The 14523-nt window shown below is 46.5% G+C and carries 10 protein-coding genes and 1 tRNA gene; 3 read left to right on the plus strand and 8 right to left on the minus strand.

Annotation, left to right across the window (positions count from 1 at the left end; genetic code table 11):
- The first annotated feature begins 1 nt into the window (after position 1).
- Complete coding sequence (locus FW758_RS15830) at positions 2 to 1186, plus strand: recombinase (RefSeq protein WP_115334401.1); 1185 nt, start codon at positions 2 to 4, stop codon at positions 1184 to 1186.
- A gap of 160 nt (positions 1187 to 1346) precedes the next feature.
- Here FW758_RS15830 and FW758_RS15835 read toward each other — a convergent pair.
- Positions 1347 to 1423 (minus strand) — tRNA-Pro (locus FW758_RS15835).
- A gap of 465 nt (positions 1424 to 1888) precedes the next feature.
- On the opposite strand from FW758_RS15835, the gene FW758_RS15840 reads away from it, so the two are divergent.
- Complete coding sequence (locus FW758_RS15840; protein WP_446445879.1) at positions 1889 to 4123, plus strand: diguanylate cyclase; 2235 nt, start codon at positions 1889 to 1891, stop codon at positions 4121 to 4123.
- Positions 4124 to 4355: 232 nt separating this feature from the next.
- On the opposite strand, the gene FW758_RS15845 is transcribed toward FW758_RS15840, so the two are convergent.
- Positions 4356 to 5834 carry an alpha/beta hydrolase gene (locus tag FW758_RS15845; RefSeq protein WP_446445880.1) on the minus strand — a complete coding sequence of 493 codons (1479 nt, stop codon included), beginning with the start codon at positions 5832 to 5834 and terminating at the stop codon, positions 4356 to 4358.
- Between the two features lie 260 nt (positions 5835 to 6094).
- On the opposite strand from FW758_RS15845, the gene FW758_RS15850 reads away from it, so the two are divergent.
- The gene (locus FW758_RS15850) at positions 6095 to 6577 is read left to right on the plus strand and encodes a DUF6942 family protein (RefSeq protein WP_446445881.1); all 483 of its coding nucleotides are present in this window, start codon (positions 6095 to 6097) and stop codon (positions 6575 to 6577) included.
- 118 nt (positions 6578 to 6695) lie between these two features.
- Here the strand turns inward: FW758_RS15850 and nadE are convergent, their stop codons facing one another.
- The 6 genes from nadE to htpG form a co-directional block, all read right to left on the minus strand.
- On the minus strand, positions 6696 to 7526 hold the full coding sequence (gene nadE, locus FW758_RS15855) for an ammonia-dependent NAD(+) synthetase (RefSeq protein WP_446445882.1): 831 nt from the start codon (positions 7524 to 7526) through the stop codon (positions 6696 to 6698).
- A 201-nt stretch (positions 7527 to 7727) separates the two neighbouring features.
- On the minus strand, positions 7728 to 9032 hold the full coding sequence (locus tag FW758_RS15860) for an inosine/guanosine kinase (RefSeq protein ID WP_006086215.1): 1305 nt from the start codon (positions 9030 to 9032) through the stop codon (positions 7728 to 7730).
- A 476-nt stretch (positions 9033 to 9508) separates the two neighbouring features.
- Positions 9509 to 10528: a ferrochelatase gene (gene hemH, locus FW758_RS15865; RefSeq protein WP_446445894.1), complete on the minus strand. Its 1020-nt coding sequence runs from the start codon at positions 10526 to 10528 to the stop codon at positions 9509 to 9511.
- A gap of 111 nt (positions 10529 to 10639) precedes the next feature.
- On the minus strand, positions 10640 to 11284 hold the full coding sequence (gene adk, locus FW758_RS15870) for an adenylate kinase (RefSeq protein WP_006082054.1): 645 nt from the start codon (positions 11282 to 11284) through the stop codon (positions 10640 to 10642).
- Positions 11285 to 11424: 140 nt separating this feature from the next.
- Entirely contained in the window at positions 11425 to 12288 is an 864-nt protein-coding gene (locus FW758_RS15875; RefSeq protein WP_446445883.1) for a co-chaperone YbbN, read from the minus strand.
- A gap of 298 nt (positions 12289 to 12586) precedes the next feature.
- Entirely contained in the window at positions 12587 to 14500 is a 1914-nt protein-coding gene (gene htpG / locus FW758_RS15880) for a molecular chaperone HtpG (RefSeq protein WP_300482670.1), read from the minus strand.
- Between the last annotated feature and the right edge of the window lie 23 nt (positions 14501 to 14523).

A 14523-nucleotide genomic window follows, 5' to 3' on the forward strand; every position in this document is an offset into this window, starting at 1 on the left:
CATGGTACGCCCAAAAAAGTCGCATAATAAAAATCTGCCTCAGCATCTAATGTTTGATAGCTCCAAGGGCACTTACCGCTTTACGCTGGTAAATGGTGTTCGCAAAACATTAGGTAAAGATAAAGTGCAGGCGATTCAAATTGCGGTTGAGTACAACCGCATTATGCGACCTACCGTTGGGTTAACGGTGGATCAATTGATTGAAGCCTCATGCGCCTCACCTCAAGCTGATGGACTGTCCTTTGCCAGCCATGTGGACCGCCTTTTAGAGTTGATTTTTAAAGAGGAAGCACCAAGTAAGCAACTGGGCAGCACTATGCGCAACGATGCCGAACGGGTTAAAACCTATTTTGCTGAGGTTAGCAGCCAAGATATTAGCCTTGAGCACATCAACGGCTATCTAAACCAATACCATCCTGATGCCAGCCCCAATGTGCATAACCGCAAACTTGGATTTTTGGAGAAACTGATTAACTACGCGATCGACCAGTCCATCATGTTAGATAATCCGGCCTCTCGAAAGATGAAAAAACGCAAAACCAAAGGTAAGGAACGCCAACGCTTAAGCTTTGAAGTGTATCAACAAATCCATGCTGCTGCGCCACTGTGGTTACAAACGGCGATGGACCTTGCTTTGCAATCAACCCAAGCACGCCTTGAAGTATCGCGGATAAAATACAGCATTAAAAAACCTAAGGAAGGCCAATGTGGTTGCCTATGGTTTGATGAACCTGTCGATGGCATTTACGGCACGTTATTTATTCATCGCCAAAAAGTGGAAGAGCAAGAAGCCAGCCATGTGGCAATCCCTATCGGTGAGGTATTAAAGGCCGTTATTGATAAAAGTCGTGATGGAGTGCTTTGTCCTTATGTGGTTCATCGCCGACCAGACAAACACAATAAGCAAAGTGAAGCGACTGATCACCGCTATCAGCTCGATCCTAATTATCTCAGCAGAGCGTTTTCAGCATTAAGGGATGAGTTAGCGTTGTTCAATCATTTAGAAATGAGCCAGCGCCCAACCTTCCACGAGATCCGTGCGCTTTCCGCCAGATTGTTTTCTGATATGGGTGTTGATCCTCAAGGCCGAATGGCTCACACCGATGCTAAGTCCACCAAAATCTATGTGCGGGATCATCTGCAATGGACCGAAGTACCTCACGCTGAAATTAAATTCAGCCATTAATAAAACTAATGCAACCAGCGCACTTGACCACTGTAATTCTGAAACCCGTTTCACCCCGATTTCACCACAGTTTCACCACCTCTAAGCAGTAAAAAGCCAAATTATAGACACAAAAAAGCCCGCAACTGATTAAGATTGCAGGCTTTTTTGTTTATGAATTTGGTCGGTATGAGAGGATTCGAACCTCCGACCCCTGACACCCCATGACAGTGCGCTACCGGGCTGCGCTACATACCGAAATTTTTTAAGTGAATTGTATTATCAGCCTTGATTTAGTCAGTTATAACTTAGTGGCTATTTCAACCTAACTTATCCAATCACTCATCACCTAAGATACTGTTTATGGGGTTTATCTTAAGTAAGCCAGAACTGTAGCAATTGCCTTGCAACTGCGCAAGGGCTTCATTACATCTCTTTGATCGACTGCTTAGTTTATGTTCTGAATGACACAATTTTCGTCGATAACCGTTCGGAAATGGCCTCATCCATTGACTCTGCTAATCATCAATCTGTTGCTGACCAGAATTCACCCTATGTTTACCTAGATAAATCGGTGGCACTATTCCTTTCTATAATTTGTCTCAATATCAATAATTCGTTTCTTTAATCCGTTCCCAGAATCAGTTTCTACAAATTCATTTCTGTTATAGCTTTATATTGGGGGCTTCAATTGAAGCTCTGAAATAGAGGCACTGTATTTATTTGTGCCATAATCACAAACAGTTAACAGAAGCAAATTTTCAAAGGGACTTTTCTTTGCATCTACCCACATTCCAAACCGCCCATCTCAGACTGGCCATTATTCTAGGTGTATTCGGCTTAGTCCTGAATCTTTTTCCCATCCCTCTATTCGCCAATGTGCAATTGATTCTCGGCAACGTGGCCGTTGTGATAGTGGCAATACTCTTAGGGCCTTGGTATGCATTGATCACCGCCCTATTTACCGCAACGGGACTCATGATCGTGTGGTCGAGCCCGCATGTGTATTTACTGTTTTTACTCGAAGCATTATGGCTTGGTTTTGCAAGGCGCCGAGATATTCAAATACTCTATGCCAGTGTAAGTTATTGGGTGTTATTGGGGATCCCGCTGTTAGCCATTTATGTGGCTGTCATTGCTAAAATGCCCGCCAGTCACATTCCTTTTACTGCGATAAAACAAGCCGTTAATGGCATGATTTACGCTGCAATTGGTGAACTCTGTGTGGTTGCTATTCCAAGCCTATGGCATTTTAAAGGCAAGCTGACCAATCTTAACCGGCGCACTTTTAGCTCGCAGCTCAGTTACTTGTTTACCTTAATCATTACTGTGAGTTTATTAGTTTCGTCCTTAGCCTTTAATCACTTTTTTATCGACAACCAACAAGTGATGATTAATCGCAATCTGGACGATACGGCAACCCATTTGAGCCATGCAACGGACAACTATCTCGCTTACAACACCCAAGTCATCGCTAGCACTGCCAAGTTTTTGAGCCTGTCGAATGCAGATATCAATGAGGGGCAGGCATTACTGTCGAGCATACACGATAGTAATCAAGGCTTTAAAACAATGCTGATTGCAAATGAACAAGGCAACTTACTCGCTGCCAGTCCGATAGCCAATATAGTAAAATTAGACAGTCTCTCTGACATTTCTTCGGTGAGCGATAGGGAGTACTTTACCCAAGCGTTTTATAACCATAAAACCTTTGTATCACCTGCGTTTATCGGCAGAGGTTTTGGTAATGACGTGATTGTTGCCATTAGTGCCCCGATTTTTAGTCAAAATGATCCCAATCAAGCCAGAGGGATAGTCGAAGGCAGCTTAGATTTACGCTATTTTTCCAGCATAGATAAACAAAATCTACATCATGAGCAGCAATCTATTTTACTGACAGATGAGAACAATAATCTGATTTATGCCTCCGAAGGGTTAGGACTAGCACCGCTCAGCTCCTTGTCATTCAGCAAAGGCAGTGAGATTTATCGCGCCCGGCTTCAACTGATGAACCTGCATAACCTAGATTCAAATACTCCTGAGTATATCTATGCCCAGCATAAGTTAAACAATGGGTGGCAACTCTATGTTTTAGAACCTTTTGTGCCGCTTCTAAAACTAGCTGAGCGCCAATATGTCAACACGGTGATTTTGCTGTTTTGCTCCTTAGTCGGTGCCTTTTTTATTACTAAAGCTATCAGTAAGTTACTGACCGAACCTCTGTCGCTTTTAGCGCAGCATTTCGGTCCCGCTAAGCAAGAAAAAGCCAGCGACGAGAAGTTTGAACATGATCTACTCGATAAAAGCACCCCTAAAGAAATCTACAGCTTGTATGAAAGTTTGGCCTCGAACCAACAAGCCTTACTCGAACACCAACAAGAACTTGAACAAAAAGTACAACAGCGCACCCAAGATTTAGAGGCCGCTAATGTGAAATTAAAGGATTTAGCCGAGCGCGATCCGCTGACGAATCTCTATAATCGCCGCTATACCGAGCATCAATTTCCACTTATCCAACAGATGTGCGAACGGGGTCAAGATGCCATGACGCTTGCCATATTGGATTTAGACCATTTTAAGCAAATCAATGATACTTATGGCCATTTGGGCGGCGACGAGTGTTTAAAAGTGGTTGCTGAACTCTTAACCTCGCTCTTCAAGCGAGATATTGATTTGATCTCCCGCTACGGCGGCGAGGAATTTTTGCTGATTTTACCTATGTGTAATGCCTTGAAAGTCGAAGCACATCTCAATGAGTTTAAACGGCAGCTCGCAGGCACTGTGATCATCAATCCGCAGGATCATCGAAGCTTTAATGTCACGGCGAGTATCGGCGCTGTGATTGCCAATGCCACCTATAGCGACTCCTTAGAGTACTGGCTTAAACAGGCCGACAATAACTTGTATCTGGCAAAGGAACAGGGACGTGATCGGGTTGTTTGCAGCCTAATTGTTTAACTGGCGCTTGTTTAAGATAAAGCTGTTGAAGAGATTGTCGTTCAAAGATAGAAGGTTTAGGTCAGATTAACTGAGTGGCGTTCAATCACTATTTGATTGCGCAGGATTGTACTGAATGCTAGCGGGCTAAGTTGCACGGCCCTGCTTGATTCTGAGCGCACATTTACATAGCGTGATCATCAATGAAAGCTCAGGCGTTATGACACCTGAGCGGTTAATCAATCACAAAATCCTAGTGCATATGGGCGAGTCGATACTCATCTATGCGCTCAAGTAGATACGGGAAGAAGGGATTCCATTTCTGGCGCAACATTTCCGATGCCGACACACTATACAAACCGCGCTCTCCCCGTGAAGCCGTCGCACCGATTTGGATCCGATGTGAATCAGGCTGAATGATCTCGCCATAGAGGCCATCATCCACACCAAAGGGTAGCGCAACATGGGACAAGGAATACACGCCAGCGGGCCAATACAGATCTAATGCTCGCACTTGTTCATTGCCTTCTGTGACCACTTTACCCTGCGCAGCTAAACCAAAGCTGCGCGCTTGAGCTTGCGTGGTTTCATGACTGATATTTTCCACCACAGTGCCGCGATAATGCAGCGCAGGACTATTGATGCTCGACAGCAAGCCTGCTAACGGATCATTGGACACCATTTTGGTATTCACATCGAGTCGGTTCATATCGAACAGCACGAGCTCATGGCCTTTTTCTGGTAACGTTTGATACAGATTATTCACCACAGCCGAGGTTGAAACGGTTGCATCCACTACCGACTGAAAAGTAAGTATCGATGGAACTTGCGCCCTTTGCGGCAAAGTTAATCCAGCCAATAAACCTTGGTTACGTAGCGCTAATTGATACACCACATCGCCCGCATTGACCGCAAAAGAGGTGTATTTAAAGGGATCGTACTCCACTTGAATGCTGTTCCATTGCAGCTTATCCAGCTCCAGCAATCGGCCAATCCAACTCTGCCAGCGTGCGGCCGCTGCCGATGGCGTTAACCCTATCGCAGGCGAGATAAAAATCATCCCAGCATAATCTGGGGTTTTATCTTGACTGATACGCTCTAACTCATGGTTTAGTGCTATGGCGGCACCAGTCGAAAAACCCACAACAAATAGCGGTTTACCCTCCAGTGTTTGCCGCATATGCGCCGTCGCTAAATTTACCGCGGCGACGAGATCTTGCCAATAAACCTCTGTTAAGCCACTCGGAATGGAGCCATGCCCTGGCAATCTTAACCCCAGAACATGGGCTTTACCTTTAAAATGCGCTGCCACATTGGATAAGGCATAGGGCGAGTCTGACATGCCGTGGAGCAGCAATATCCCAAACTCGGCATCGGCTTTGGGCCATTCATAACTGCGATTCCAATTTTGTGCCCAATGGGCAGGATCGGATAAGCTATTTTTGACATAGCGGTTAACTGGAGAAAACTCATTGGCGGGAATCTTTTGGACGACTTTGCGCTCAACTTCGGCGAATAGGCGCTCTTCTAGCGCTAAGTACTCATTAAAATTAGCGAGTTTAGTATTGTAATGGAACTCATTTTCTAGCTCGACCGTATGCCAAAGTGACAATTCTGGACGCGTATTGAGAAAATAAATCCCCGTTGCGAGTAACGCCAACGCTATGCCAATACTCGCATACACTGCGGCTAAGAATAGGTGTTTTGTCGAACCTATGATGATGGCCTTCATGGCTGTTCCTACATAACAATAAGATAAAATAAGCAAGCCAATTATACGGTTAGAAAAAAACATCCTTCAAACTTTTTACCACAATAATATCCACTGCCATAAGCTGCGTAATTTTGTCACCTCAGCTTAAGCAACTAAATAGTTGTCTCCTAAACTCAGTCACTCGCAAGATAGCCACCGCGCAATTTTATTAGCCGCATAGGCCTTAATCGGGTTAGGATCCAAAGCAGTCTTATTCCAACGAAACTTATACGCTCTCGATGATAATCGGTAATCCACACGCTAGCTTCGCCTACTATCTTCCTACTGCGCCGCTGATACCTGACAATTGGCATTACACTCAGCCAGACGCTGTAGCAACTCTCATAGCGTTAAATGGCAATCATTGGCGTAAGATCTTCACTATTATGGCAAAAATCAGCGCGGTCGGAGAGGATTGGCGTGGCTATCGTGACCAAGTGTTACTCAAGCAAAATGAACTGCTCTGCATAGGCGGCACTGAATTGATGGCAAACGCGAAGATCCATCTTGTCGCGGGGCAAGTGGCTGCAAAGTGTTTAGGGTTCACCATCTCTGCAAACGAAATCCATGCACAGCATTTAACCGCCCAAAACAAATCCATAACCGCGATGACGCTTCCATCTTCGCAGGGGCAGCATTGTTTACTCACGCCCTATTTGGATTATCGCCAATACCCAAATCAACTGATCGCCCTGACACGCCAACACTTAGTCGCGCCATAATCACTACTAGAAGATGCATTGCCAAATGCAGTAAGCTCAATGACTCTGTAAGAAAAATGCATAAAAAAGCACTCGTGAACTGAGTTCCAACGAGTGCTTATTCGAGTACGATTTAGCGTTAGTCGTAGATCGTTGGGATAGGCTGACGTTTATGCTGCGTCGCCTTATAAATACCAATCAACTTGTCTTCAACCGCCTTGCCGACCTCTTTGCCCTCAAGGAAATCATCGATTTGGGCATAGGTTAGCCCCAGTGCGACTTCATCTTCGAGTAACGGTTTATTATCTTCTAGATCCGCGGTTGGCGCTTTATGCACTAAAGACTCTGGCGCACCAAGATACGCGGCAAGTTGGCGAACTTGGCGCTTGTTAAGACCAAATAAAGGCGCTAAATCGCAGGCACCATCGCCCCACTTAGTGTAAAAACCTGTGATGTTTTCGGCGCTGTGATCTGTCCCCACGACGAGTCCACCTACGAGTCCGGCGAGTTCGTATTGAGCTATCATCCGCATACGAGCTTTAACGTTACCCTTAACAAAATCCACTTTTGCCACATCGGGCAAAGGCAATCCAGCTTCGGCTAACGCGGCGACGGTAGCGCTGTGCACGCCATCAACGCCTTGATGCACATTCACTGTGACCAATTTAGAGGGCTGAATAAACTGACAGGCTAATTGAGCCTCATGCTCATCTTTTTGGATCTGATAGGGTAAGCGCACGGCGATAAACTGGTAACCGCCTTGGCTATTTTCGTGGTTTAAACTGTCCACCGCCAACTGACACAAACGCCCTGCGGTAGAAGAATCCACCCCACCGCTGATCCCTAATACCAATGCCTTGCTGCGCGCTTCTTTTAGTTTGGTTTTAATAAACGCGACCCGACGTTGTACTTCGAACTCTGGCTCTATGGCCGTGAGTACCTTCATTTCTCTTAAGATTTGCGCTTTCACCGAAAATTCCACCTTAAATAATCGCTGTATTTGGACTATCTGAACCCGACTAACGTTAACATTTATTCGCAACTGCCTGTAGTTAAAATTAGCGCTTGGCCGATTGATTGTTGATAAACGCCATAAAAATAAAGGCAACAACGGTTTGCCGTTATTGCCCTAGCGTAAATCAGTCAGCTTAATACCAATACAGGTACTGGCTTATCTTTCCCAGTAGGATTCTTCTAAGCTGTCTTCGCGCTCAGGTAAACCACGGGATAAACGCGGGCTATGCTGGGCTAAGACTTCATAGGCAACGCGGTTAGCGTACTTACATACTTGAGAAAACGAGGAATAACACAGGCCATCGCGCTTATGTTTACTCGAACCCGGCACGTTAGTCTTGTGGAAAGTATTGGCAGCCAGATCGTGTAATAACGCCGATAACGCGCCATCGCCTGCCCCATTAGTATTCCCAATTTTTTCTGGACCGCCCATATAAGGTGAAATGTGGGCAAACACTTTGATTGGTGTTTCACAGTCATTCTTAAGCTTTGGACGGGAGAACTCATAACGGTTAAATTCTGGGATCGCGCCCGGCAACAAGGTATGAACGGTTTCGCGCTTTTCAGAATCTTCAGTATAACCCGCAGTATAAAGCCCGATTGGACCCGCTGTGGTTAATACCATGTCACACCATTCCAAGGCTTTTTCACTGGCGAGCAGAGGATCCCGTGAACCGGTTAAGGCTTCACCTTCATCTTCATTCATCGCCAAAATGGTGACATGTTCTTTGATGAAGTTTTGCCACCATTGCGGATCTTCTTCAATCAAAAAACGTGTGCCTAAGGTCAATACTACCGGCACCTCGGCGGCTTTTGCGTATTCGATGGCGCACATGGCCGCATCGGTAATACGGTCGCCATCGCTGGCGCGCATTAAATATGCGGTCAGCACTAAGGCAGAGCTGCCCTGTATTACATCTTTATCAATATATTCAGGCGTGAGTTTATCCATCGAGCCTTTGCTAATCGCAAATGTCCGCTCGCCACACTCAGAAATCAGGGTAAAACAGCGACCGATAGGGCCATCTACAGGCTGTAGAAAGTTAAGGTCGACTTTAGAAGAGGTATTACATAAATAGCGGTAGGCGTAACTGCCCACTTCGATATTCTGGCTCATTACCCCAAACAGCACTGAACGGTCATCGGCCAGAATAGAATAATTGTGCACTGTGTTGCCAATCGTGCCACCAGCAAATTCATCGCTAATCAAACCATGAATTTTTAACTCAGTGTAGAGTCTGTGAGCCTGTTCATCATTGATCAGGGTCGAATTGCCTTTAGGTAAGCCATAACGGCTCAGCAATTCGTCTTCCACTTTAGCTTCGATATCCACTAAGGTTTGATCAATACCGCTGATATAAGTCGCAAACGGCTGAGGCTGTTGAGTCAGCTGTTCAAGCAGCGGATCTCGGGTTTTAACCGGAAAATAATGTTTTGATTTACGCTGACCGGGAAACTTCATAGTGGCTCTCTTTTCCTGGCATCCATGCTAATTGGCGTCTGCCGAGGCGGTCAAGCCAAGCAGCATCCTAAAAATATTGAGTCTAGGCTAGCGAGACAAAAAAACCACCCTTAGCCGGAAGGGCGCAGATTCTATCACAAAATCAGTTCGAAGCCAGTGCTCCAATACCCAAACAACCTGAAGATGTAGGATTCAGCGGGAATTTAACGGAATGGTTCAGACAAGGCCATTTATTGCTCCTGCATAAATGGCATTCACGCCATCCATGGCGATTGCGGCTATTTGCAGACCTAGTGGGCTAAGTTAAAAATAGTCAACACAGTATAAAGTGCATTACCTCGTGTTTAACATCTGCCGCCGGGACGGAGCGCTTAGGGCACTCCACTTCCGTGTTGCATCAATTCAAAAGGTGGCCGACATTCTGTCATTGATGCGCCTTGAATTGAATCACCCTAGGCGCGCTGAAACTCGACTCTTCAGGTGGCTTGGGTATGGGCCCAAGATACCGCTTGTTCTTGGATTAATTGCCGTAATAATTCAATGTGTAACTCATCGTCGTTCAAACAAGGGATAAACCGATAGTCGCTGCCACCTGCATCTAAAAAGGTTTCCTTGGCGCCGATGGAGATTTCTTCTAAGGTTTCGAGGCAGTCAGTCGCAAACGCTGGGCAAATCACATCGACACTTTTGATTCCTTGCGCAGGTAACTCGGCCAATAATTGATCGGCGTAGGGCGTGAGCCATTCTTCGCGGCCAAAGCGCGATTGGAAGCACACCTGCCACTGCGACTCGCTAAGCTCAAGTTTTTGCGCTAACAGTTTCGCGGTGACAAAACACTGCTCACGGTATGGATCGCCCTCTTTCACATAACGCAGTGGAATACCGTGAAATGACAAGAGTAACTTGTCGGCCTGCCCATGGGTTTTCCAGTGACGCGTCACACTATGCGCCAGCGCCGCGATATAAGCATCATGGTCAAAATAGTCTTTATTAAAGCGAACCTGCGGTATGTCACGCACGGTTTTAAGATAATTGGCAACGGCATCGAACACACTTGCCACAGTCGAGCAGGAATATTGGGGATACAAAGGCAGCACAATAATGCGCTCTGCCCCTTGGTCTTTCAGGCGTTCAAATCCCGCATCGATGGAGGGATTGCCGTAACTCATGCCCAGTTCAACCGGGATGGTCTGGTTAAACGTGGCGCTTACGTCCACCGCCAGCTTTTGTGCTTGGCGTGCACTTATCACCATCAAGGGCGAGCCTTCTGGCGTCCACACGCTTTGGTAGAGTTTGGCGACTTTAGCCGGACGGGTGTTGAGGATAATGCCGTTCAGCAGCGGTTGCCAAATCCACGGTGATAAATCGACGACACGCGGATCACTTAAAAACTGCCTTAAAAAGCGTTTTACGGCCTTAGGGCTAGGTTCATCAGGCGTGCCGAGGTTAACCAATAACACACCAAAAGCAGGGGAAGGATTCAACGTTAGGCTCATGGTTAATGAAGTTAACTTGGAGGCTAACATTGCGATACCTATAAAAAAAGCCTGCATCGGCAGGCTTTTTTCTAATATGAGAACTCGTTCTCGTAAATTATGCTTTTTCGGCTATTTCAACACGCTGGCAAGCTGCTCACTCACGGCCGCAACCGATTGAGTACCGTCAAACTTGTTGTATTGAGTTTGACCAGCTGCAGCCACTTTACCGTAGTATTCAACCAGCGGCTTAGTTTGCTCGTGGTAAATCGCAAGACGTTTACGCACTGTGCTTTCTTCGTCATCTGGACGAATAGCTAAATCTTCGCCAGTTACGTCGTCTTTACCTTCCACTTTAGGTGGATTGAAAACCACATGGTAAACACGGCCAGAACCAGGGTGAACACGGCGACCGCTCATGCGCTTAACGATTTCTTCGTCTGGCACATCGATTTCAATCACGTGATCAATGCTAATACCGTTTGCCGCCATCGCATCCGCTTGTGGAATAGTACGTGGGAAACCGTCTAACAAGAAACCTTTAACACAGTCTTCCTGTGCGATACGCTCTTTAACCAGACCGATGATCAGATCATCAGAAACCAGTTGACCAGCATCCATCACTTTCTTCGCTTCCAAACCCAGTGGAGTGCCAGCTTTTACCGCGGCACGTAACATATCACCAGTGGAAATTTGTGGGATACCATACTGTTCCATAATGAACTGGGCCTGGGTACCTTTACCGGCACCTGGGGCGCCCAATAGGATAATGCGCATCTCAAGAGTCCTCTTTTCGCATTGATATTCTTCTTAGGGCGGCGATCTTCGCACATCTGGCCGCCATTGAGAAGGGTTTTAGCTTCGACTTTAGCCTCAGAAACCGCAAATAAACTGCGGTTTCTGAGGTATTTTTATCATTAATAGAGCAAGGTATAGAGCTTACGGCGGTATTGATTGGCTAAGGGATTGCCTTGGCCAAGTGCCGTTAATACTTCCATAAACACTTGTTTTACTGCGCCATTTTCAGCACCTAAATCTTTACTGAGCACACCGAATAACAGTTCTAGTGCTTCATCATCGCGGTGGGCGGCATGCAATGCCTTACTCAGTTCGAGTAATAACACTAAATCTGTTGGGTTTTGCTCAAACTTTTGCTGCAAATCGCGAATTTCAGGGGTATCAGCCGCATCCAAGGCAAGTGCGAGCTTGGCTTTTAAACTCTGGTAATAACCATCTTGGTCGGCAAGCCCGACTTTCTCAAGCATGGCTTGCGCTAACACTAATTCGCCCTGCATCAGATACACATCGGCGAGTACTAGACTCACCTCACCCGCTTGATTTGAGCCTGCATGCGCGTCTTTAAGCAACACGGCAGCAGTGGCAAGATCCGCTGCGCTCACTTGGCTAAGCGCGAGCAATGCTTTGGCCTGTGCTAACTGTAACTGCCACATAGGCGGCAAATGTTTATCCAGCATAGCTGTGACTTGAGCCGCATCTTGCACCCCCGCAAAACCATCGACAGGCTGACCTTTATCCAAGACTAACGTAGTCGGCAGACTTTGAATGCGAAAGTAATTGGCGATTTCTAACTCTGCTTCACAGTCGACTGTAGCGAGCACGAATCGACCCGCATTTTGCGCGGCAATGTGCTCTAAGGTGCGTAGCATAGCCACACTTTGTTCCTGCGGCTGTGCCCAAAATGCTAACACCACTATCTGCTGCATCGAGGCGTCAACGACTTGCTGAATATTGTCTTTAGTCAGGCTGAGGATATTGTCCATAGTATTCCCTTAACGTTTAAGGCCTCAAACATCGGAGGCCTTATGCTTTTAAAACTGAGTGTTAGCACTCAGCTTCAACGCGCTATTTTAAAATCGTTGTCTTAACAGCTTGTATACCCAAGCAACCTGAAGAGTCGAGTTTCAGAGCGCCTAGGGTGCTTCAATTCAAGGCGTATCAATGTCAGAACGACCACCTTTTGAATTGATGCAACACGGAAGTGGAGTGCACTAGGCTCAAACCACTCTTCCTGCACTAGAAACAATATCGGGGCCATTCAAAAAAGGCCCCGATAGTCATTTACTTCATGTTAGCCAGTAACATTTGGTTCATCAGCTTGATAAAGGCCGATGGGTCCGCAAGGCTACCTTTTTCAGATAATTGCGCCTGTTGCAGCAGCAGATTCGACCAATCCGCGAAGGCGGCTTCATCTTGAAGATCATTTAAGCGCGACACTAATGGGTGCGCTGGGTTAATCTCAAATGTCGGCTTCACTTCTGGCACTGGTTGACCGGCAGCTTGCATCAGCTTGATCATCTGAGTCGACATTTCGCCTTCACCCGCCACTACACAGGCTGGGGTGTCGGTTAAGCGTGACGTGACTTTCACATCCGCAACAGTCGAGCCTAATGCCGCTTTAATGCGTTCAACTAAAGCTACAGATTCTTGCTCAAGCTTTTCTTGCGCTTCTTTTTCAGATGCATCTTCCAGCTCGCCAAGTTCTAAATCACCACGAGTCACTGAGTGCAGTTGTTTCTCTTTGTACTCAGTTAAGTGGTTGATTAGCCACTCGTCGATACGCTCTGACATCAGTAAGACTTCGATGCCTTTCTTACGTAACAACTCTAAATGTGGGCTGTTAGCGGCGGCTTCATGGCTATCGGCAACGATGTAATAAATCTTAGTTTGGCCTTCTTTCATGCGGCTGATGTAGTCATCGAGTGACACAGTCGGCGCAGCACTGCCCGTATGGGTCGAGGCAAAACGTAATAAGCCAGCGATACGTTCACGGTTGGCGAAATCTTCCGCTGGCCCTTCTTTCAACACTTGGCCAAATTCAGCCCAGAACTGTTGATATTTTTCCGCATCGTCTTTCGCCAGTTTTTCCAGCATGCCAAGCACACGTTTGGTGATACCAGTACGCATCGCTTTGGTCACATGGTTATCCTGCAGAATTTCGCGGGATACGTTCAGCGGCAAATCGTTTGAGTCAATTAAGCCCTGCACGAAGCGCAGATAAGATGGCATAAATTGCTCAGCGTCATCCATGATGAACACACGTTGCACAAACAGTTTCAGGCCGTGCTTACGGTCGCGGTTCCACATATCCCAAGGTGCTTTTGCAGGAATATACAATAGGTTAGTGTATTCTTGCTTACCTTCTACCCGATTATGACTCCACAGTAGTGCGTCGGTATAATCGTGGGAAATGTGTTTGTAAAATTCTTGATACTCTTCGTCACTGATGTCAGCTTTGCTGCGCATCCACAAAGCAGTCGCTTTGTTCATGACTTTCCATTGACCTTCGGTCGCAGGAATTTTTTCGCCATCTGGACCATCACGCTCTGGCGTACCCTCTTGCCACATTTCGACCGGCACAGAGATATGATCTGAGTATTTAGTGATGATCGAGCGCAGGCGCCAATCATCGGCAAATTCTTTTTCTTCATCACGCAGGTGCAGGGTGATTTCAGTACCACGGCTCGCCTTAGTAATGGTATCAACGGTGAAGCTACCCTCGCCTTCTGATTCCCACAATACGGCTTCATCGGTCTTATGACCGGCAGCGCGAGTGCGAACCGTGACTTTCTTGGCCACGATAAAGGCTGAATAGAAACCGACACCGAACTGGCCAATTAACTGTGAATCCTTTGAAGATTCGCCCGATAGATTCTTAAAGAAATCAGCGGTGCCCGACTTAGCAATTGTGCCTAAATGCTCAATCACGCCGTCACGGGTCATACCCACGCCGTTGTCTTCGATGGTCACAGTGCCTTTTTCTTTATCGGCACTGATTCGGACTCGCAGTTCACCGTCGCCTTCGTACAGAGCGTCATTGGTCAACGCCAGATAACGCAGCTTGTCCGCTGCATCCGCAGCGTTGGAGACCAGTTCACGCAAGAAAATTTCTTTGTTGGAATACAAAGAATGGATCATCAAATGCAACAGCTGTTTGACTTCTGTTTGAAAACCATGAGTTTCTTGTTGTGACATGAAATTTTCCTTTATTTGTTACG

It is taken from the genome of Shewanella sp. 1180_01 (assembly GCF_052850535.1).